Source organism: Sinomicrobium weinanense (assembly GCF_018863395.1).
Taxonomy (GTDB): domain Bacteria; phylum Bacteroidota; class Bacteroidia; order Flavobacteriales; family Flavobacteriaceae; genus Sinomicrobium; species Sinomicrobium weinanense.
Genome location: NZ_JAHKRR010000002.1, coordinates 217,200 through 238,644 on the forward strand (window position 1 = coordinate 217,200; position 21,445 = coordinate 238,644).

General features: G+C 48.1%; 13 protein-coding genes. 7 read left to right on the top strand and 6 right to left on the bottom strand.

Annotated elements, in window-relative coordinates:
• Window positions 1-151: 151 nt before the first annotated feature.
• The 6 genes from KN811_RS06595 to KN811_RS06620 form a co-directional block, all read right to left on the bottom strand.
• A complete protein-coding gene (locus KN811_RS06595) occupies window positions 152-1,534 on the bottom strand; it encodes a M60 family metallopeptidase (protein ID WP_187965692.1) in 1,383 nt (460 codons plus the stop codon).
• Window positions 1,535-1,614: 80 nt separating this feature from the next.
• On the bottom strand, window positions 1,615-2,997 hold the full coding sequence (locus tag KN811_RS06600; protein WP_187965691.1) for a beta/gamma crystallin family protein: 1,383 nt from the start codon (window positions 2,995-2,997) through the stop codon (window positions 1,615-1,617).
• 54 nt (window positions 2,998-3,051) lie between these two features.
• Window positions 3,052-4,836: a RagB/SusD family nutrient uptake outer membrane protein gene (locus KN811_RS06605; RefSeq protein WP_187965690.1), complete on the bottom strand. Its 1,785-nt coding sequence runs from the start codon at window positions 4,834-4,836 to the stop codon at window positions 3,052-3,054.
• A gap of 21 nt (window positions 4,837-4,857) precedes the next feature.
• The gene (locus tag KN811_RS06610; protein ID WP_216334731.1) at window positions 4,858-8,349 is read right to left on the bottom strand and encodes a TonB-dependent receptor; all 3,492 of its coding nucleotides are present in this window, start codon (window positions 8,347-8,349) and stop codon (window positions 4,858-4,860) included.
• Window positions 8,350-8,466: 117 nt separating this feature from the next.
• Window positions 8,467-9,495: a FecR domain-containing protein gene (locus KN811_RS06615; protein WP_187965689.1), complete on the bottom strand. Its 1,029-nt coding sequence runs from the start codon at window positions 9,493-9,495 to the stop codon at window positions 8,467-8,469.
• A 624-nt stretch (window positions 9,496-10,119) separates the two neighbouring features.
• Complete coding sequence (locus KN811_RS06620) at window positions 10,120-10,722, bottom strand: RNA polymerase sigma factor (RefSeq protein ID WP_187965688.1); 603 nt, start codon at window positions 10,720-10,722, stop codon at window positions 10,120-10,122.
• Between the two features lie 384 nt (window positions 10,723-11,106).
• On the opposite strand from KN811_RS06620, the gene KN811_RS06625 reads away from it, so the two are divergent.
• The 7 genes from KN811_RS06625 (at window position 11,107) to KN811_RS06655 (ending at window position 21,444) form a co-directional block, all read left to right on the top strand.
• The gene (locus tag KN811_RS06625; RefSeq protein WP_187965687.1) at window positions 11,107-11,664 is read left to right on the top strand and encodes an RNA polymerase sigma-70 factor; all 558 of its coding nucleotides are present in this window, start codon (window positions 11,107-11,109) and stop codon (window positions 11,662-11,664) included.
• Window positions 11,665-11,833: 169 nt separating this feature from the next.
• Window positions 11,834-12,817, top strand: coding sequence for a FecR family protein (locus tag KN811_RS06630; RefSeq protein ID WP_216334733.1), 984 nt, complete (start codon window positions 11,834-11,836; stop codon window positions 12,815-12,817).
• A gap of 235 nt (window positions 12,818-13,052) precedes the next feature.
• Complete coding sequence (locus tag KN811_RS06635; RefSeq protein WP_187966564.1) at window positions 13,053-16,406, top strand: SusC/RagA family TonB-linked outer membrane protein; 3,354 nt, start codon at window positions 13,053-13,055, stop codon at window positions 16,404-16,406.
• A 108-nt stretch (window positions 16,407-16,514) separates the two neighbouring features.
• Window positions 16,515-17,813: a RagB/SusD family nutrient uptake outer membrane protein gene (locus tag KN811_RS06640; RefSeq protein WP_187966563.1), complete on the top strand. Its 1,299-nt coding sequence runs from the start codon at window positions 16,515-16,517 to the stop codon at window positions 17,811-17,813.
• A gap of 25 nt (window positions 17,814-17,838) precedes the next feature.
• Window positions 17,839-18,759: a phosphodiester glycosidase family protein gene (locus KN811_RS06645; protein WP_187966562.1), complete on the top strand. Its 921-nt coding sequence runs from the start codon at window positions 17,839-17,841 to the stop codon at window positions 18,757-18,759.
• A gap of 24 nt (window positions 18,760-18,783) precedes the next feature.
• Window positions 18,784-20,094, top strand: a complete 1,311-nt coding sequence (locus KN811_RS06650; protein ID WP_187966561.1) for an IPT/TIG domain-containing protein — start codon at window positions 18,784-18,786, stop codon at window positions 20,092-20,094.
• Between the two features lie 243 nt (window positions 20,095-20,337).
• Window positions 20,338-21,444: an SGNH/GDSL hydrolase family protein gene (locus tag KN811_RS06655; protein ID WP_187966560.1), complete on the top strand. Its 1,107-nt coding sequence runs from the start codon at window positions 20,338-20,340 to the stop codon at window positions 21,442-21,444.
• Window position 21,445 lies beyond the last annotated feature (1 nt).

The following is a 21,445-nucleotide window of genomic DNA, read 5'->3' on the forward strand; positions in this document are numbered from 1 at the left end:
TTTATGCTTTGTTCTTTGCACAAGATATGAAGTTATTTCGATATGGGTTCGAGCACATTGTTAAAAATACGGCTTTTTGTGATAAAAAGGCTCCCCTTTCCGTATGGTGAAAAGGAGAGCCGGTAAAAACAAACCAACTAACTCCAGAATATTACATCGGTTGATCCCTCAGCAAGGTGAGGTCTTCATCCGGGGCCGGTAAATGGAGCCCGGCGATCTCATCGTAAACATCTGATGATACGGGAAGTCCCCATTTCTGAAAGAAATCCGTAAGATCATATCCCGATATGGTACAGGATTTCAGCATAAAATAGCGCATTTTGTCGTTGTCGTTCCCTGCATTTGGATTTTCTTCGCGGGTCTCTTTGTGCAGTTGGATGTAAAATTCATCCCCGTACGCCAGCCACAGTTGATGGAACATGGCCATCCTTACTCCCAGTGATGCAGCATTGGTATTGAAATTGCGTTCTTCATCCAGCAGGGAAAGATAGGTTTCCACCCTGGGCCATTCTCCGTTGGTCGTTACCCTCGAGGGTGACAGCCCGAATTCTCTCTCTGCGGCAAGGGAATAGATATTTACCGTAGCTTCTGTGACGGCAGACCATGTCCAGGCAGCCTGCTGGTGCACATGTCCCGCCTCATGCCAGGGGCCCCATCCCTGCATACCACCGATCTTTTCGGGCATTAACAGACGGTCAATGACCCCTTGTGTAAAATAAAGGGCTATACTGGCTGCCATATACCCGCCGGCAGCGGGGTCTCTTACGGTCAGCAGGAACCTGTGTTCCCGGTTTTCGTGTTCGGGAGCGGAGCCGTCCAGCCCGCTGATACGGCCTTCGGCTTCGAGGATCCTGTCGAGATATTCGCACATCAGGTCCTGGTCTTCGTCCTGGTAAGCGATGGCATCTTCCAGTCCCACGGTGAGCATGGCACGGTCGGTGACGAACATGACATCCCTGACATCGTTGAACAGGTCGAGCATTTGCAGCCATTCGGTTTTTGTAGTTTCTCCTTTTACATAGTAAGGCACTTTCTTAAAACCGTCCCGAAATTTGAGCTCTGCCGTGCTGCCCGGCTCATCGGTGGTCACGTAACGGACGTAAACCGTTCCCCCGTATTCGTCAGCTATAAAAGTATTGTCTCCTTCCTGCAGGCTGTAATAGGTCCTTATGGGACGTATATTGTCGCGAAAAGGTGTTCCTACCACTACCTGCGGCAGGCTGTTGCCGGTGAGCTGTGTTGCTTTTACTTTCAGCGTGTCAAAGGGGTCTACATGAAACCCGGTCGGCAACATATCGTTATGGTTTCCCCTTTGGGCAAGCCTGTTTTTTTCGGCTCCCTGGGTCGGTCCTTCTTCAAAGACCTGTTTGCGTTTGGCACCGAGTTCTTCCTTCAGATAAGTGTTTTTCTGACCTTCAGGAACAGCTTCCCTGCCGGGCTCTTCAAGTTCTACCGTGTCATTACAGGAAACGGCCAGGACGAATACGGCACTCCACAACAGGGCATACCGTATTTGTTTTGCATAAGTTTTCATGGTTATTGTTCTATTTCAGGTTAATTATTAAATTTTATACTATAAATCACCTCCCCCGGTATCCGAAGGAGGTTTTATTGTTATTCTTTACTTACGATAATAGAGGACGCCATATCGTTAAAAGAAGACAAAAAAGACACATTGCCTGCGGTCACTTCATAGGACTGCCCGGTAAAATTGTCTTCGGAATACAAAGTGACCCTGAGGCCAAGAGGAACTTTTACCGAACTGATATCGTTATCTATTCCGCCAAGGGCCACAAGCTGACCGGTGGTATACGAACCTACTTCCAGTTCCACTCCCCAACCGTTGTAGCTGGAATGTTGATACACGCCTACGTTGGTTTCGGGCGTATATTCTCCGTTTACAAATTCAAAAGAATAGCTATGGGTTTTAATGGTACCGTTTTCCATAAGAAGTTTAATCTTCAGTTCATAGGGCCAGTCGCCGTGATCCTGTACTTCATTGATTGGGATATCCACCTGGAACGCATCGTTGTTCCTGTCGGCCACCCAGGACACTGAATTGTAGTCCCTGTTGACCCCGGAGCCCTCACCGTTTACATTCGGATCGAGCCAGACAAGTACTTCGCTCACGGCTTTATCACTGGTAAAAGTACCCGACAGCCGAATGACATCATTGACCTCATCATAACTTAAAACCGGGTTCACCGTGGTGGTAGCTCCGCCATAGATATCGGAAACAGGGCTGGCCTGAAAAATCTGGTTCCGGTTGAGTATGGCACAATCCGCAGGTGGAATAAATGTAGGCTCCCTTCCCCAGGTATAATTTCCGGACCCCATAAGCGAAGTTCCCAAAGTCTGCTGGTCTGGTGCCGTGGCCTTATTGTGCGCCAGGTTTAAACCATGTCCCAGCTCGTGCAGCATCCCCGCTATTAAATTTGAAGATGTACCCGGGATCTCTTCCACACTGATATTCGGGTTGTCTACTGCAAAACAGTTTCTTCCCCAACCGTAAAATGGCTGGCTGCCTCCATCTGTTCTCTGGGGAAGGATGATCAATGTATGCTGACTGCTAAAATCTTCCGGATGATCCTGTTTGTAAGCATTAATTTCATTGATAATAGTGCTTCCGCTACCGTAATCGTAGGTTACCTGGTCGTGTTCTCCGTAAATAGTGACCAGCTTTACCCGGTTGTTCAGGGAATCGACAGGGAGGCCGAAGGTCGTTTCTCCAAATCCGTTCCGCCCCATTTCGGCTTTTATATAATCCTGGAAATAGATCAGTAATTCACTAAGCCGTTCTCCGTAACCTTCCACCTCCGGGTTGTCCGTCGGTACGAAATACACAATGTTCAGATTTTCCGGATGTGTAACAAAGTCCGGCCCGGAGTCTCCGGGCAACGATCCATCGTCACCTTCCTGCGGAACATCACAGGAAAAGGTAAACAACAAAACACTCCATAGCATCGCGGACAGTGTCCGCTTTAATAAAGTTCTCATAATAGTGGTTTTTGGTTAATAATTAAAAAAACTGGTTAAAATTCATTGTTGGTCTCAATTGGAGCCCCAGCCCGGGTTTTGTTCCAGGTTCGGGTTGAGCACCAGGTCTTCGACGGGGATGGGGAAGAGGTACTGACGGTCGTTCCACTTACGTCCGTTGGGCAGGACTTCGTAATAGGGCAATATATATCCTTCTCCGCTCAGGAATACGTCTGCTCCCACGACAACCCCGGGAAATTGCTCCTGTACGAATTTGATGCCTTCCACGGGTTTTTCGAGAAACCTTCCGGCTTTCCACCGCATAAGGTCGTCCCAGCGGAAATTCTCAAAGGCCAGTTCCACGCGTCTTTCCCTTCGTATTTCCCGGAGTACGGGTTCCGGAACGTAATCGCAGTAAGTTGCATAATCACTATCCATCATCGGGTCGGCAGGGATTGCACCTATGTTCAGCGGCGGCATATCCACCCTGGCCCTGATCTGGTTTACGGTCTGATCAATCACATCCTGGCTTATCTGCCCCAGTTCGTATTTGGCTTCGGCATAATTAAGCAGGATCTCGGCATAGCGGAATATAGGAGCGGCCTGCATGCCACGTGTGAGCCTGCCCCAATCGTCCGGTTCGTTAAAGAACCATTTGGCAACCCTGTACCCGGTGGGACATTTGTTTCCGCTAAGCCCGGGGATATTGGGCAATGGCGCATTATCTGCTCCCATCACTCCCTCTGCCAGGGCATACTCCCCGAAATTGCAGATGGTTTGCCGCAGCCGCGGATCGCGATTGAGCATTTCTTGCTGTATGGAATCTTTTCCCTCGAACAGAGGGCTTAACGCAATCGGTTGCCCGTCGGTACACAAATAAGTATCCACCAGAGCCCGGGTAGCTCCATGACGGTGACGTAAATTCTGGGCGTAGTACCGGCTGAAGGCTACTCCGAGGTTTTCATCGGCGCTGTATTCTTTCCATAAAATAATTTCCGGGTTATTACCATACGAATACTGGGAAAAAAGATTGTGATAATCTTCATTGATATCTCCGGTAGTATAGAGTGCATATCCGGCATTCATCAGTTTTTCGGAGGCCTCTATGCTGGCTTCGAGAAACCTGGCACCGTCCAAACCGAGTTCGGTATGATATTTACGGTAAGTTCCTTCAAAAAGCCCTATACGCGACTTCAGGTGCAGGGCCACATCTTTACTGATCCTCCCAGGTTTCTGTGATCCTTTTTCGGGAAGATTGGCAATGGCTTCGTCCAATACTTTCATCACGGAATCCATAACTTCCTCTCTCGGGGAACGGGGGGCATAAAGTTCTTCGGAATCGGTTTCCAGTACATGGGTATACCACGGTACATCTCCAAAAGTCTTTACCTTTTTAAAATAATCCCAGGCTTTAAAGAACAGAACTTCCCCCAGGTAAACATTCCTCACCTCAGGGGCTACATCCCCTCTTTGGTAGTTGTCGAGAAAGTAGTTGAGTTTTCTCATATCTCCCCAGCTCCAGCCTCCGCTGCCGCTACCTTCTGTCGTGTGACTGGTATATTCATTGGCTGCTACTTTGGAATAAGAGTTTGGCGCAGCATTATCGGTAATAACATCTCCATAGGGAATGGCAGCTTCATTATAACCATACGGACTAATAGTACCATCTCCCCATTCGTAACTGAACCCACGGATATAAACAGCATACAGTTCGTTACAATACAGTTCCAGGTCCTGTTCGGTCTGCCAGAAATTTTCGTCAGTGATCTGGTCCAGGGGATACCTTTCCATAAAATCGTCGTTACAGCTACTGACGAGAAGTCCGGCACATACTGTTATAAGTATATATAATCTCTTCATTTGGAAATAATTTAAATGTTGTTAAAAGGTTACCTGAAGGCCAAGTGCAAAAGATCGCATCATGGGATAATCAGCACTCATGAGTTCGGGGTCAAACAGATCCGGGACCTTGGTATACTCCCAGATATTATAGGCCGAAGCAGACAAACGCAATTTTTCTACCTTGATCTTTTGGCTGACTTCCTTTGGCAATGTATAACCCAGGGCCAGGTTTTTCAGGCGTATATAAGATGCATCCTGCAAATACCGGGTTTGTACCTGCCTGTTCGCGCCCTTGTTCTTGTAGGCCGGGAAGTAGGCATCCGTGCGTTCCGGGGTCCAGGTATTGTTATACACGTCCCAGGTCCCGGAAGAACCGGCCATACCGCCCCAGTACATATTATGCCCCAACCAGAAATCCCTTTTGCCCACGCCCTGGAAAAAGATATTCAGATCGAAGTTTTTCCAGAAAGCGTTCATGTTAAGACCGAATTGGTATCTCGGAGTGCTGTTCCCGATGATCTTCCGGTCCCCGGAATTTTCCAGGGTATTCTCCCCGGGGCCTATCTCCCCGTCACCATTCAGGTCCTTGTAACGGACATCTCCCGGGAACCATCTGGAATTGAGCAGTTCCTGGCTGGGCGCAGCCTCAATCTCCTCTTCACTTTGAAAGATCCCCGCAGTTTCGTAACCCCAGATATCTCCCAGTTTCGCGCCCTCATACAGGCCTCCACTCCGGTTTCCCGAATCTATGATCTTATTGGGATTTCCGTCAAATGACAATACCTCACTTTGATAGTCCCAAAGGTTCAGGCCTATATCATACCGGAAACCGTTGCTCAACTGATCTCTCCATTTTACTTCCAGTTCCCACCCGGTAGTCTGGATCTCTCCGGAATTCTTTGTCGGGGACGACGCTCCCAATACCGCCGGATACTTGTCACCATCGACCAGTATGTCTTTTACTTTCTTACGGTACCATCCAAAGGAAAGGTCCAGCTTACTGAAAAGGGTCATATCTACTCCCAGATCGAGTGTAGTGGCTGTTTCCCATGTCAGGTACGGGTCCACCAGTCCGGGGGGCGTTATCCCTATCGGGCGTGTTCCGTTAAACAAATGCTGTACCTGGGAAACTGTTCCATAAGACGGGATATAGATATAGTTAGACACGTTCTGGTTGCCCAGGCTCCCATAACCCGCCCGGAACTTCAGCTCGTCAAATGCAGGTTTCAGAAACCCGGCAAACGATTCTTCCGAAAACCTCCAGGCGCCGGAAATGGACGGGAAGAACTTGAACCTCCGGTCCGTCGGAAACCTGGAAGTACCGTCGTAACGCCCGTTAGATTCCAGCAAATAACGGTTGTCAAAATTATAAGTGATCCGGTAAAATGCTCCTCTTACCGCCCAGTGGCTTTCACCGTCATAGGCATATTCGTTTCCAGTAGTTTGATTGATCACGGGGATTCCGGGAGATAAAATTCCTTCTCCCCTTCCCCTGAGATGTTCATACTTCAACCATTCCTGATTAAATCCGGCCAGCAGGGTTATATTATGGCTTCCAAGTGTAGCCGCGTAATCGGAATAGATGTTCAGGGTGTACTGATCTGTACGATCGCTTGTCTTATCGATGTAAGACGGGCTGGTATGGGCATTTGTGAGATTGTCCCAATCCTTTTCCACACGCAACAACTCAGGCAGAACATCTTTTTTTCTGTAATTCCTCGACATATAAGAAAAATCCGCCTTCAGGTTCCAGTTGTTCAGCAGCCTTATGGAAGGAGCTATTTTCATAAGTAACCGCTCGTTCACGCTCTTTCTGTTTGCCCCGTAACTCATAAAGGAAAGGATGTTGTCCGTATACATTTCACCCACGGGAGAATCGGCAGGAGTTTTGATCGGCATATTGATATTCCTGTCGGGTTCCCGCCCCAGGGCATTCCACCAGTTGCCCTTTCCTCCCGGGCCTATGGGTTCCTCGTATACGGTATTGTTCCAGGAGACCTGATAATCCATTTTAAGCCAATCGGTCACTTCCGAACCGACATTGACCAGCACATTATACCTTTTGAACTTATCGGTATTGATCTTGTATATCCCTTCCTGGTCCTGGTAACCGAGAGACACCATATACGTATTCCTTTCCGATCCGCCGCGGAGGCTCAGGTTGTGTTTCATCATGGGAGCCGCATTGCGTACCGCTTCATCGTAAGGCCGGGTGTTGGCCACCCAGATAATGCTCCCGCCGGGACTCATAATGTAAGGCTGATTTTCTTCAGGGTTGTCCCTGTATGCCTTTATGGCGTCCAGCGTTTCATACATATCACCGGAAGGGGTACGGCCTTCCAGTTCTACTGCTTTTATTGCCGCTTCCTGTATGGTATAGGCGTCCAGAAGGCCGGGCCGGGCCGAAGGACGGCTGTACTGAAAGGAGGTATTATAAGTGATCCGGGGTTTTTGGGATCTCCTTCCCTTCTTTGTGGTTACCAATACCACACCATTAGCGGCACGGGCTCCGTAAATAGCGGCAGAAGCAGCGTCTTTCAGGATACTGATACTTTCTATATCTTCGGGGTTGAGCATGTTAATGTCCATCTGAACCCCATCTACAAGGATAAATGGACTGCCCGTCTGAAATTCGAATTTCTTGTTATTCGGATTATCATCATTCAACTGGAGGGAAGTACCTCCACGGATATTAAAGGTTGGAGTGGCATTCGGGTTTCCGTTGGGAATATTAATATTAAGATTAGGCAATACCCCCTGCAAAGCCTGCCCCATATTGGCCACCGGACGGTTCTCCAGGGCCTCCGATGTAACCTGGCTTACGGCTCCCGTAAGGTTAACCTTTTTCTGGGTACCATAGCCCACCACTACAACTTCTTCCAGGTTGGCCACATCCTCTTTTAAGGTTATGTTTATTTCAGATTGCCCGTTTACCGGGACTTCGGTGCTCACAAATCCCATATAGGAAATGGCCAGTATTGCATCCTGGTCAGAGACAGTTATGGAAAAATTCCCGTCAAAATCGGATTGAGTTCCGCTATCGGTCCCTTTTTCCACTATACTGGCCCCGGGAAGTGGTTGTCCTTCCGTATCGGTCACGGTCCCGGATACTTCCCAACCCTGCACGGCCTGCGGAGCTTCTGCATCATCCGGAATTTTTAACGGTTTTTTCCGGACCACAACCTGCCTGCCGTCGAGTTCATAAACCAGTCCGTTTGCCGGGAATACACGGTTCAGAATATCCTGAAGCGTGGCATTTGTGAGCTTTACAGATACTTTCCGATCACTGTCTATCGTACCGTCCTTGTAAAAGAATACATATTCACTTTTTTCCTGTATTTTTTTGAACAGGTTCTGTATGGTAATGTTCTCGACATTTATATCCATCCGGGTCTGTGCGGTGGAATGGCTTGCATAAACGGAGGACAAACCGATGCCGATAAATAGGAGGAAGATCTTCATCACGGTCCACAAGTACCTCCATAAGGGATCTATCTCCCTAAGGAAGTCAAGGTTAGTTTTTTTATTCATATTTTTGTTGTGTTTGTTGATTAATTTTACTGTTTCAGCACAGTAAGGTTAATTTCTTTCCAACAGGAGGTGTTGGCGCATCTCCTGTTTTCTGTATTGCTTTTTTATTTCACAGGCTTAATTCTTTTGGTTAATGATCCATTGGTTTTCTCCGCCTCTTGAATATTCAAAATCGGTGGTTTTTCCTATTGTACTTATAACTTGTTCTACACTGTTTTTCAGGTCGAGATAACCCGAGAAGGTCTGTCCGGCCAGGGTTTTGTTTTTTATCCTGATATCCACATTGTAATACCTTGACAGCTTTTTTACGATATCGTCCAGCCTGTCCCCCTCAAAAATAAATATGCCCTCTTTCCACGAAAAATAGTTTTCTACATCCACTTCCCTGGACGCCATCTGTTGAGAACCTTTGTCATATACAGTCATGGTTCCGGGAGATATTCTGATGGTTTTCTCTTTTTTCAGCAATCCATCCCCCTTGTAGGCTATTTCTACACTACCGCTTTTAAGTACGGTACTGACCGAACTGTCTTCAGGATAATTGCTCACGTTAAAGACCGTTCCCAATACTTTTATTTTATGGTCGTCTGCAAGGACCAGAAAAGGTTGGTCTTTATTGTGGGCCACATCAAAAATGCCTTCTCCTTCCAGATAGACTTCCCTGTTTTTTTGTGTAAAAGCCACAGGATATACCAATTTCGAACCCGAGTTGAGCCAGACCACTGTACCATCGGAAAGTGCTACCCTGGACCTTCGCCCATAGGGCACGATCAGGGTATTATAAGCCACTCCCTGCTGCTCTTTATCCTGGGTTATGGTCCTGGAAGCCCCTATCCTGACTTCCTTTCCCGTTTTGGAATAGGTTATGGCCGAGTCGCTCTCAGATACAACCACTCCCTGGCCGTCACTGAATATGAGTTCTACATCGCTGTTATTTTTGTCGGGATCCTCTGTCCCGGTCTTCGCGTATTTGTAGATGGCAGATGTTTGTTCACCGCCGTAATAATAAAATCCGGCCGACATGGCCAGCAGCATACAACCCAGGATCACCGTGCCCTGTTTTATGCGCTGCCTCCTTTTGTACCTCCCCACAGAGTGGAGTATCCGCTTCTTTAATGCCTTTTTATCGTCCTCGTGTATATTCACTTTTGTTTTTTTCCGGTTTTGGTACTTGGCCCAGGGGGATTTTACATGGGTTAGCCATAATTGTCCCCCTTGCCTCTACTTCGGCTATGCTCAGCACATCGTCTCCAGGGCAATGTCGTTTGGTTTGGCAAACTATATCACCCCTTCGGGGTTTGTTTATTGTTTTAATGTTTCGGGCTATAAATATGTCATCCCTTCGGGATTTATTATTGCCTGAATAGTCGATATCTTTATAGAAACAAAATCATCAAAGGCCACCATCCTTTCTCAATTTATAAAGCCTGAAAGGCTGACATATTTATAAGCTATAAATATGTTATCCCTTCGGGATTTATTATTACCTGAAAAGTCGATATCTTTATAGGCACTAAATCGTCAAAGGCCATCATCTTTTCTCAATTTATAAAGCCTGAAAGGCTGACATATTTATAGAAACACAATCGTTAATGATGCATTAAACCCCGAAGGGGTGACATATTATTCTCCATGGCCTTAATTAAATGACATTGCCTCACGGAGGGTATTTTTTCACACCCGACCGAAAGGCGGCATTGCCCTTTATTATATAAGAGGGCATTTTTTTGGTTTTATAGACAAAAAATTTGCGAAAATTTTACGGTAAGTTTACATTTCCTTCCGGAAAAACACATAAAGAGCAGTGACCAGGCATGGGAGAAAATGCTTCCTCAACATTTTTACCGCCCTATAAATCAATGTCCTGGAGGTTTCTACGGAAACATTCATGATCTCGGCTATTTCCTCATAGGGCTTTCCTTCGTTGAATTTCAGGGCCAGTGCCTGCCGCTGCCTGTCGGTAAGCTGGTCGAAAGAGGTCTTTAAACGCAATACTTTTTCGGTCTGGATCTCAGAAAAGATAAATTCTTCTTCGACAGACTGTACAGGGTCACTGGCAGGCACCATTCTACCGGAGGTTTCATCATTGAACAGGGGTTGTTCGCGGGTTTTGCGTTTCCGGTTTATATTTCGCTGCAGGGACCGCAACAGGTAAGACCGGACATTGACACCCGCAGAAAGTTTTTTCCGGTACTTGTACAGGTCCAGGAAAAGGTCGTGGATACAATCCATCACACACGCCCTGTCACCGCAGATACGCATGCCGTGGGCAAACAATATATCGGCATAGTGGTCATAGATATCTCCAAGTGCAACCGAACTGCCTTTTCGCAGTTCCTGCCACAGGTGTTCTATGTTCTCTTGCGGTTCCAAAAAACTTGAATCTGGTTATATACAACTAAAGCAATCCGTTCTCCTGTGTCCTGAACCAAAAACGCCTTTTTCCTTCCCTGTTGCCGGGATTGTTTATAAATTCCTACAACGAGGTTCTTATTTTATGTTATCGAACACATTAGCACAGGTAAAGTTAACACATTTTTTAGAAAAACAAATTAATATCCGCCAAAACGAAGCGTTATCTGTAAAGAACAGGGCATCCTGTTACATTTTTTCTTTTTGTTGTTGATAAAAAGTATATTTTATTCAAAAGCAATTTGTATATTATCCCGACAAAACCGGAAGGCGAAACTTAAACAGTTTCTTAAACATTTATTAATAACGGGCTCCCGTAAATTTTATACTATTGCCTTTGCTACTATGGAAGTTACAGACAACAGACTTTTTGACCTTATCCGGGAAAACAACGAACTCGCTTTTCATGAGGTCTACAACAGGTACTGGCAGAAACTGCTGGTAGTATCTTCTTCCATTTTGCAGGACAGGGAAGCCGCGCAAGACGTGGTTCAGGACGTTTTTATACGGATCTGGATTAAACGCCGCGAGCTGGAGATTGAAAACGTCAATGCCTATCTGTACCAGGCCGTAAAGCTCAGGTGTTTTGAATACCTCCGCAGGAACAAGATCAACCAGAAGCTGATGGACAGGATCAACCACATCCTCCATGTGAACGATGTTGAGGAAAGCCTGAACCTGAAAGAAACCCAGGGCATCCTTCAAAAAAGCATACAGTCCATTCCGGCCAAAAGCCTTGTTATCTTCCGGATGAGCAGGGACGATGCCATGTCGCACCGGGAGATCGCGGAAAAAATGCAGATCTCCAAAAAAGCCGTGGAATACCATATCACGGTCTCCCTTAAACACCTTCGCAAACTCCTTACGGAATCTACCATCCTTTTTTTGTTTTATTTTTTTTAAGGCCAGTTATTTTCGGACTTAAGACTTCAGGACATATGACGTGGGAGTAACGTTTAAAATTTAAAAACCCTACATCTTACATACTGATTCTTATGTGATTACTGATAATTTTTATATTTTTTTAGGGTTGTCCCCTTCCGGTGCATCTATAAGGTAGAAACACCTATTGATGGACGAAAAAGAACTACAACAGCTTTTCCGGAAATACCTGGACGGAAAATGCTCGGAAGACGAGAAAGAACTGCTGGACCGGCTTTTTGACAGCTACGCCGAAAACCAGGAGCGTTCCGGGCACCTCAACATACACCATTCCCGTATAAAAAAGGAAATGTTTTCCAATATCCGGAAAGGCATCCGAAAACAAGAAGACAATCATAAAAACCCCATATCCCGGCGCTGGCTGTCCATCGCCGCCTCTTTTCTTATCCTCGTCGGGCTGGGAACAGCGCTATGGCATTACCGCGATACAATTTTTGAAGAGCATATTACTTACGAAACCGTTACCACCCCCCCGGGACAACGGTATAATGTAGTCCTGGAGGACGGAACCAGGGTCAGGCTCAATGCAGGGAGTACCCTCAGCTTTCCCGACCGCTTCCGCAGCGATATCCGGAAAGTGGAGCTTACGGGCGAAGCGTTCTTCGAAGTAACTCCTGATCCGGAAAAACCATTTGTCATTCGTTCCCAGGGGCTCAATACCACTGTTCTGGGCACTTCTTTCAACATACAGGCCTATCCCGAAGACAAAGCGGTACGGGTTACCGTAGCCACCGGAAAAGTAAAAGTGGGTCCGGAAGAAGCCTCCTCCGGAGCAGGGAAAACATTCCTCACCCCAAACCAACAGGCCTTATTTGACAAGCAGACCCATACCGTATACACTAAAAAAGTGAATACAGCCCATTTCCTGGAATGGACCGATGGCATCATACGTTTTGACGATACTTCACTCGCAGAAGCCATTGCCATACTGGAGCGCTGGTATGGAGTAAAGATCATCCGGGAAGGCCATCTGGAACAATGCCATATCACCGCAAAATTTGAAAAAGCGGAACTCCCCGTGATACTGGAAAGTATCACTTTTGCCAAGGAAGGCCTGGAATATGAGTTTGTCTCGGACAAAACCGTTCTCCTAAAAGGCTCTTGTAGTGATTAACAGGGAAAACATGGTGGCAGATAAGCATGGAATTGCTGTAAGGGAACACCCCCTGTGTAACAGGCAAGATGAAAAAACTTCAACCCTATAACTTTAAATCTAAAATGATCAGCCTATGACATAAAACCCTCAGAAAACAAAAAAAGGCAGCCCGTAACACTTTGGCGAGCAGAACGGGCCGCCGGAAGCCTAACAGTATTGTAAAAACAACAACCATTAAACATTGTGTAAAAATATGAATTCATTAACTGGCAAACAATTACTAAGAGTGACATTCCATATATTTTGCTATCTGCTCATCTTTACCCTGCTCAACCCTATCCTCGCCGCAGAGATCAAGGGGCAGGATCTCAGGGACGTCACCGTAAGCCTTTCCGTCCGGGAGGCATCGGTCGCGGATATCCTGAAAGATGTGGAAGCACAGACCGACTTCCGTTTTGTCTATGACAGGAAGATAGATAATGTAGACCAAAGGTTCGATATCGACAGTAAAAAGATCTCCCTGCTCGAGATCCTCGACCTTATCACCGAAAATACCGGCTTATCTTACAGGCGTATCGACGAGTACATCTCGATCGGTATTACAGGTAAAGGAACAGAAAAAGAGATCCGGGCATTCCAGACCGTTACAGGTCAGGTGACAGACGAAAACGGGCAACCGCTTCCCGGTGCCACTGTCATTGAAAAAGGGACTTCCAGGGGTACTTCTACCGACTTTGACGGTAATTTTACCATAACACCGTCCACACCTGATGCCATTTTGCAAATATCCTATATGGGATACACCACCCGGGAAGAACCCCTTAACGGCCGTACTTCCCTGACCATTGCCCTGCAATCGAACAACGAACTGCTGGACGAAGTAGTGGTTATCGGTTACGGACAACAGGAAAGGCGGGAAGTGACCAGCGCCATATCTTCCTTTAAGCCTACCGAGGAAAACGCACGCCCCGTATTGGGGCCCGACCAGATCATGCAGGGCAGGATGCCCGGTGTACATATCGGCGCCGGAGCAGGAACGCCGGGGAGTAATGTAAGGGTAAGTATACGGGGCATCGGTTCCCTGAGCGGACAGAACGAGCCCCTCTATGTCATTGATGGTATCCCCCTGGTCAAACACAACGCCGCCATGTACGACATGGGCGAAGGTATGAACCCGCTGGCCGAACTCAACCCCAACGACATTGAGTCTATTGAAGTCCTTAAAGATGCAGCCTCCGCAGCCATCTACGGCTCAAGGGCCACCAACGGAGTAGTGATCATCACCACGAAATCGGGCAAGGCGGGGCAATCCAAACTGGATATCAGCATGCGTTCCGGTGTGCAGTACCTGCCTGAGCTGGACAAATTGAAAATGGCCGATTCGGACCTTTATCTCGAAGTACTGAACGAAGCCGTGAATAACTACAACCAACAATACGGCTATGTCCCCGGAGACAACAATTTTGTGCGGTATTACGAAAATCCTTATCCCGGCCTGCCCGATACCGACTGGCTGGACCTCGTATTGCGACATGCCTTCGTAACCGATCTCAACCTCTCTTTTTCCGGCGGTACCGAAAAGACCAGGATCTACCTTTCCGGCGGATACCTCAACCAGGAAGGCGTGGTAAAGACCAACAAGTTCCGGAAATATACGGCCAAGGTCAATGTTACCCACAAACCGCTGGACTGGCTGGAAGTAGGAACAAAGTCCACCATGAGCTATACCCGGAACAACAGGATCCCCAACGGGGAATTCGGTTCGGCCATTATGCTCCGGAGTGTAGGGCAAAGGCCTTTTGACCGTCCATACAAACCCAATGGCGACTATTATGTGGGGGGTACGGAAGAACTCCGGTATCACAACAACCTGCAGATCCTCAATGAACAGGACGCGCAGCTCGATAACTACCGCTACCTGGGAAATTTCTATGCCGATTTTAAATTCAGCCCCGCCTTTCACCTGAAAAGTTCAGCAGGGGCCGACATCATCCATACGGAGGATTTTCTCTACTACACAGAAACACATCCCTATGGAGCAGGAGAAGGAAGAATACTGGACCGGAGAAGGACCATTAAAAACCTCCTCGTGGAAAACACGCTCTATTTTGACAAGACTTTCGGAAAACTGAAGGTCAACGCGCTTGCCGGGCACTCCTTTCAGAAGGTGACCTCCAGTACCTCTTATATCGACGGCCGGGGGTTCCCCTCCCCTTCTTTTGATGTGATTTCGGTAGCAAGTGAAATAGCAGATGCTTCCACAGGCTACGGGGAAAGCGCACTGGAATCTTATTACAGCCGGGTTAACCTGTCGTGGGCAGACAAATACCTCCTTTCCATGTCTATCCGGGCCGACGGTTCTTCCAAATTCTCCGCCAAAAAACGCTACGGGGCTTTCCCGTCCGTATCCGCAGGGTGGAACGTATCTGAAGAATCGTTCTGGGCATCCGAACAAACAGATCTGAAACTGAGAACCAGTTTCGGGGCTACGGGGAACCAGGACGGTATAGGAAGTTATGCGTTCCAGGCACTCATGAGCGGGGGCAGGAATTATTCCAATAACAGTGGAATTGCCATTTCTTCCTATGGAAACCCCGACCTTACCTGGGAAACTGCCGAGCAGTTCAACGCAGGTGCAGACCTTTCCTTTTTCCGTGGAAAACTCAATTTTACGGCCGATTATTTTATCAAAAACACCAAAAACCTGCTCTACAGTATGCCCATTCATGCCACCAGCGGGTTTTCCAGTATTACCAGCAATATCGGCTCCATGCGTAACAACGGGCTGGAACTCTCGTTCAACCTTAACCATTCCCTGGGCCCTGTTGAATGGACAAGTGACTTCAACATTTCCTTTATCAGGAACAAACTCACCTCGCTCCTGGGCGATGAGGCCCTTCTTATCGGTGCCAACAGAACATTGCAGGTGGGCGAAGAAGTGGGGAGTTTTTATATGTACAAGATGCTCGGTATTTTCCAGTCGGATGACGAAGTGCCCGAACAGCTTTATGAACAGGGAGTCCGCGCAGGTGATGTACGCTACGAAGACGTCAATGATGACGGTATTATTAATGTAGATGACCGCCAGATCATCGGTTCTTCCAATCCGGATTATTTCGGAGGATGGTCCAATATGTTCCGTTACCGGGGATTTGACCTGAATGTCTTTTTCACTTATTCCTACGGCAACGATGTCTATGCCACCTGGAGAAAGACAACTGACAGGATTGGCTACGGTGACCAGGGATTCCGCGAAGAAGTGGCCCTGGAACGGTGGACCGGCCCCGGAACCAGCAATAAAGTGCCCCGGGCCATACACGGCAACAATCATAACCTCGACAACTCCAGCCGCTTTCTGGAAGACGGTTCCTTTATCCGTTTAAGATCGCTAACGCTGGGCTATTCCCTGCCCAAACCCCTGCTGGAAAAGCTGAACCTGTCCCGGTTAAGGCTCTACCTTCAGGGCGACAACCTCCACCTCTGGACCAATTATTCAGGGATAGACCCCGAGGTATCCAAGAACTACGACGCGAGATTCATGTCTGATGACAACATGAACCTTCCGCAGCCCCGTACGATCAGTTTCGGTATCAATGCCACATTTTAATCCAAAGCAAAAACGATCATGAAATGCCCATTAATCAAAACGACAAACGAGTCGATAACGACCCTAAGGCATTCCATCTGACCTATTAAAACAAATAAAAAACAACAGATGAAATCATACGCAAAGCTATTCTTTATACTGACCGTCTTTTTTTCCGTTTCGTGCAGTAATGAGCTCGACCTGCATTCCAGATCTGCCGTCTCCGCAGGTACGGAATTGACGGAAAAAGACGTGGAAACCTTTTTAATAGGAGTATATAATTCCGTCCAGAACGATCCGCGACGGGAATCTTACATTCTCGGGGACCTTCTCGGAGGCGACCTCAACAGTGGCGGGTCTACCAACGGCGGAGGGACCAATGCCTTTATCAGCAATATCCTCCGGCCCGAACATTCTGCGGTAAACAATACCTGGTCCGGCTATTTTGCAGCGCTCTACCAGGTTAACACCCTTCTTCAAAGCCTTGAACTCCTTCCCATGGACGAGCGCCTCGAAGAAGTAAAGGCTACGGCACACTATTTCCGCGGTTACCTGTATTACAATCTCGTCACCAAATACGGCGGGGTACCCATTCTCCCGGAAAATACCCTCGAAAAACCGTCCAGGAATTCCGAAGCAGAGGTATGGCAATTTGTCGAAGAGGAACTCGAAGCGGCCATAGCCGGGGCACCATCATTCGGGCAGGGGCTCGGAGGGGACTTTTATTTTGTCTCTTCTGAAGCGGCCACCGCTCTTATGGCCAGGGTTAAACTGGCACAGGGAAAAATGGATGAGGCCGCATCACTGGCGGAACAACTGATCACCTCACCGATCTTTAAGCTGGATGATTTTAACAAAATATTCCGCAAGCAGGACAACTCCGAAGTGATCTTCGCCTTTGAAAACCTTACCGAAGAGTCCAGTATCACACTTTCCACCCTGTTCTACACCTATGCCCATCCTCAAAGCGGGTCTTATGTCTATAAACCCAATCCCGCGGCCATGAACATGTTTGAAAGCGGGGACCTCAGGGCAGGTATTTCGGTTGACATCTACGAAGGGCTGAACGTAGTGAACAAATATTACAGCGGACAAACGGGGACAGACCCGGTGATTATCAGCAGGCTGGGCGAACTCTACCTCATCAGTGCCGAAGCACAGGGCCTGCAAGGCATAAACAGGCTCAACGAACTCCGGGAAGCAAGGGGGCTGGGCCCGGTAAACGCCTCGTCAGAAGATGAATATCTCAATCTCATCCTCGAAGAACGCAGAAGGGAACTGTTTGCAGAGGGCTTCCGCTGGTACGACCTTGTTCGCACCGGAAAAGCACAATCCGTGATCGGCATTATGGACAGGGAAACCCTGTTGCCTCTTCCGGAAACAGAACTCCTGCTCAATGAAAATCTCACTCAAAATCCCGGTTACTAATCCAACAAATAAAAAAATATAAGTCATGAATACCAATATAAAACATTACCTCTCCTTATTCCTGGCCCTTTTCCTGATGCTGTCCACAGCAAGCTGCCAGAACGATGACGATACTTCCACGATTGTCGCCAAAGAATATGCCCCGATCACCAGGGCCCTTACGGAAAATACCGAACTGGTAAGCCAGGTGTTTACAGACACCACTTTTATTGTGGCCCCCGGTGTGGAAGAGACCGACATTCATTACCTGTCCATGAAAGGGCTTACCATGCGCCTTTTTATCCTCAAAGCAGACCTGGAACACGAAGGGGTATCGCTTGCCCCCCTCACTCCCTACGGAAGCACCGGTTATGCCATGCAGACCGTCCCCGAGATGCTGAAATGGCCGGACGAACCGGGACAAAAAGCCGTAGCGGCCGTCAATGCCGATTTCTTTAATATGGAAACAGGAGAGCCACGGGGGATTGTTCATATTAACGGAGAAGCTATCCGCACCACTCCCCTGCCCGGCAGGTCCTTTTTCGGGACAACCACAGACGGTGAGATCATTATTGCGCATACGGACGATTACCCGGAAATGCAGGATAAACTCCGGAATGCCCTGGGCGGCGGTGACCTGTTGATCAAAGATCATACCCGTACGTCCATTACCAACAAAGACGTACATCCCCGGACCGCTGTGGGCATCACGGACGACAATGTATTGTATTTCATCGCTGTGGACGGAAGGCAATTCGACTATTCCAACGGCATGACATTATCTGAAGTTACCGATATATTTGAAGCACTCGGGGCCAAAGATGCTGCCAACCTTGACGGTGGTGGCTCCACTACTTTCGTTACGCTCCATTCACGGGCCGATGTATATCACATACGCAACAGGCCATCTGACGGAACACCCCGGCCTGTGGGTAACGGATGGGCTATTACGGTCACTGAACAATAGTCTGTTAATTCCAAAAACGAGAACATGAAAAACATATATATTTTTCTCCTGGTGCTCGCCGTTATATGCAGCGCCTGCAATTCTGACGATGACACTCCGGGAAGGGACCTGTCTCCAATGGTCATGTCTGTTTCTCCCGGTCAGGGAAAGGCAAATGACGTCATAACGATCTACGGCCGCAATTTCAGCACGGCAAGGGATCACAATAAAGTTACTTTTAACGAGGTCGAAGCCACGGTACTGGAAGCCACAAAAACCCGGCTGGAAGTTGTAGTGCCCGAAGGCGAGGGACAAGGTGAGATCGGTGTTGTTGTACAAGGCCAGCCAGCTACCGGCTCCTTACCGGCATTTAACTATATCGCCCCACAGGAAGTCTATATGGTAGCTACCCTGGCCGGAAGCCTTGAATACGGCTTGGTGGACGGGCAGGGAACATCCGCCCGGTTCCGGAACCCTGAAGGCGTGGCCATGGCCCCGGACGGAAACATTGTAGTGACGGACAGGTTTAACAACAGCATCCGCCTGCTCACTCCCGAAGGTATGGTGACCACCATCACCGGGAATGGCACCAAAGGACACACAGACGGCCCGGCAGATCAGGCCCTGCTCAACTATCCCTGGCGTTCCTGTGTGGACAGGGAAGGAAATATCTATGTCGCCGACCGCGATAATCACGCCATCCGGAAAATAAGTACCGATGGTATTGTCAGTACGGTGGCCGGGGGACCCCGGGGCTTTAAGGACGGCCCCGTACCGGAAGCACAGTTTAACCAGCCCATCGATGTGGATGTCGATGACCAGGGTAATCTCTACGTGGCGGACAACAATAACCACCGTATCCGAAAGATCTCACCAGACGGCATGGTAAGCACTGTAAGCGGTTCGGTTTCCGGGTTTAAGGACGGAAACGCATCCGAAGCCCTCTTTGCCAATCCTTCCGGTATCAGTCTCGATGTTGAAGGAAATATCTATGTAGCCGACCGTTTTAATCACCGGATACGAAAAATAAGTACGAATGGTGAAGTGACCTCCATAGCCGGACAGGGAGATGTCGGGGCCCTTGACGGTGATGCTTTGAGTGCCCAGTTCAATAACCCTTATGGCCTTGATGTGGCAGAAAATGGCGATATTGTGGTCGCAGACCTGTCCAACCACAAGATACGGTTGGTCTCCGAAGGTGCGGTGACCACTATCGCCGGTACTTCTTCAGGCTTTCTTGACGGAGCCGGCTTTACTGCAAGGTTTTACAACCCCACGGATGTTGCCATTGCAGGAGAAGTCATTTACGTGGCCGACCTGGGCAATCATTTGATACGGAAAATTACCAGAGAGTAATTTTTTTAAGTAGTTACATAGCTGTCACCCCGGGTCCTTTGACAAGCTCAGGACAGCCGAAGGGCTCTCAATGACGTATTTTTATAAAATATTTAATATCAAACACATGCAATAACTGTCACGTCGATCGTAATCGAGACGCCTTAGCCAGCCCGAAACCCTTCGACTTTAGCCTGTCCTGAGCTTGTCAAAGGGTTCGGGGTGACAGTTCGATTTTAAAGATCAACTTTTAATCCCATTTTTATGAAAGTTACTCTTTTACATTTCAAAAATATTTTCAGTATTGCTCTTTTGCTATTTATAACCCCGTATTCCATGACGGGACAGGAAGAACTGGTCAAATACGTTAACGGGAATGAACTGACTGTTTCCGGAATTTCAAAAGCCGGTGACCCCGCTTCCTTTTACCGGGTGGATTCCACGCTGCTCAACGGCCTCCCTGCCACTGTAAAAAAACTGGCCAAAAACCCTGCGGGGGCCGCTATCCTGTTTAAAACAGACTCGCGGTCCATCAAAGTGAAATGGGAACTGGAAAAATATAAAATATGGTGGAACATGAGCCCGCTGACGGTTAACGGAATGGACCTGTATGGCTGGAATGGCAGTTCCTGGCAATATGTGGCTTCGGCCAGGCCCTCGGGCACGGAAAACAAAGCTACGATCATTGACCACATGGACGGGCAGATGCGCCATTATATGATGTACCTCCCGCTGTATTCCACCCTGAGATCTGTAAGCATAGGCGTTGAAAAAGATGCCACCATCCGGAAGGCTGATCCGCAGTTCCTTCCGAAGCGCAGCATAGCCATCTACGGCTCGAGCATTACCCAGGGGGCTTCGGCCTCACGTCCGGGAATGGCTTATCCGTCTATAATAGGCAGGGCAATGCAGGCCGAGGTCTATAACTTCGGTTTCAGCGGGTCGGGAAAGATGGAATTGGGTGCAGCCGATTTTGTCAGGGAATCGGATGCGGATGTTTATATTCTGGATTGTGTTCCGAACCCTTCGCCCGAACAGATCGCATTCAGAACGGTCCCTTTTGTTAAAAGGCTTCGCAAATCACATCCGGATACTCCCGTGATCATGGTGGAAAGTTTATTCCGCGAACACGGCCACTGGGACTTGAAAACCGGAAAACGCGTAACAGCACAGTGCCGCGCATTCCGGGATGCTTACAAACAGCTTGTGGAAAGCGGAGAGAAAGACATCTTCTACATTTCCAACAGCAAATTGATCGGGGACGACCACGAAGCTACGAGCGACGGAACACATCTTTCGGACATAGGACATCATCGTATAGCCCAGCGTTTGATAAAAATATTGCGGGAGTCAATACAGCTACCGGACTGAT

What these genes read in the sequence shown, in the direction of transcription:
- KN811_RS06610 (WP_216334731.1), bottom strand. Translation starts at nt 8,349, where the DNA reads ATGAATAAAAAAACTAACCTTGACTTCCTTAGGGAGATAGATCCCTTA.
- KN811_RS06630 (WP_216334733.1), top strand. Translation starts at nt 11,834, where the DNA reads ATGGACGAAAAAGAACTACAACAGCTTTTCCGGAAATACCTGGACGGA.
- KN811_RS06635 (WP_187966564.1), top strand. Translation starts at nt 13,053, where the DNA reads ATGAATTCATTAACTGGCAAACAATTACTAAGAGTGACATTCCATATA.
- KN811_RS06595 (WP_187965692.1), bottom strand. Translation starts at nt 1,534, where the DNA reads ATGAAAACTTATGCAAAACAAATACGGTATGCCCTGTTGTGGAGTGCC.
- KN811_RS06655 (WP_187966560.1), top strand. Translation starts at nt 20,338, where the DNA reads ATGAAAGTTACTCTTTTACATTTCAAAAATATTTTCAGTATTGCTCTT.
- KN811_RS06625 (WP_187965687.1), top strand. Translation starts at nt 11,107, where the DNA reads ATGGAAGTTACAGACAACAGACTTTTTGACCTTATCCGGGAAAACAAC.
- KN811_RS06650 (WP_187966561.1), top strand. Translation starts at nt 18,784, where the DNA reads ATGAAAAACATATATATTTTTCTCCTGGTGCTCGCCGTTATATGCAGC.
- KN811_RS06600 (WP_187965691.1), bottom strand. Translation starts at nt 2,997, where the DNA reads ATGAGAACTTTATTAAAGCGGACACTGTCCGCGATGCTATGGAGTGTT.
- KN811_RS06605 (WP_187965690.1), bottom strand. Translation starts at nt 4,836, where the DNA reads ATGAAGAGATTATATATACTTATAACAGTATGTGCCGGACTTCTCGTC.
- KN811_RS06640 (WP_187966563.1), top strand. Translation starts at nt 16,515, where the DNA reads ATGAAATCATACGCAAAGCTATTCTTTATACTGACCGTCTTTTTTTCC.
- KN811_RS06645 (WP_187966562.1), top strand. Translation starts at nt 17,839, where the DNA reads ATGAATACCAATATAAAACATTACCTCTCCTTATTCCTGGCCCTTTTC.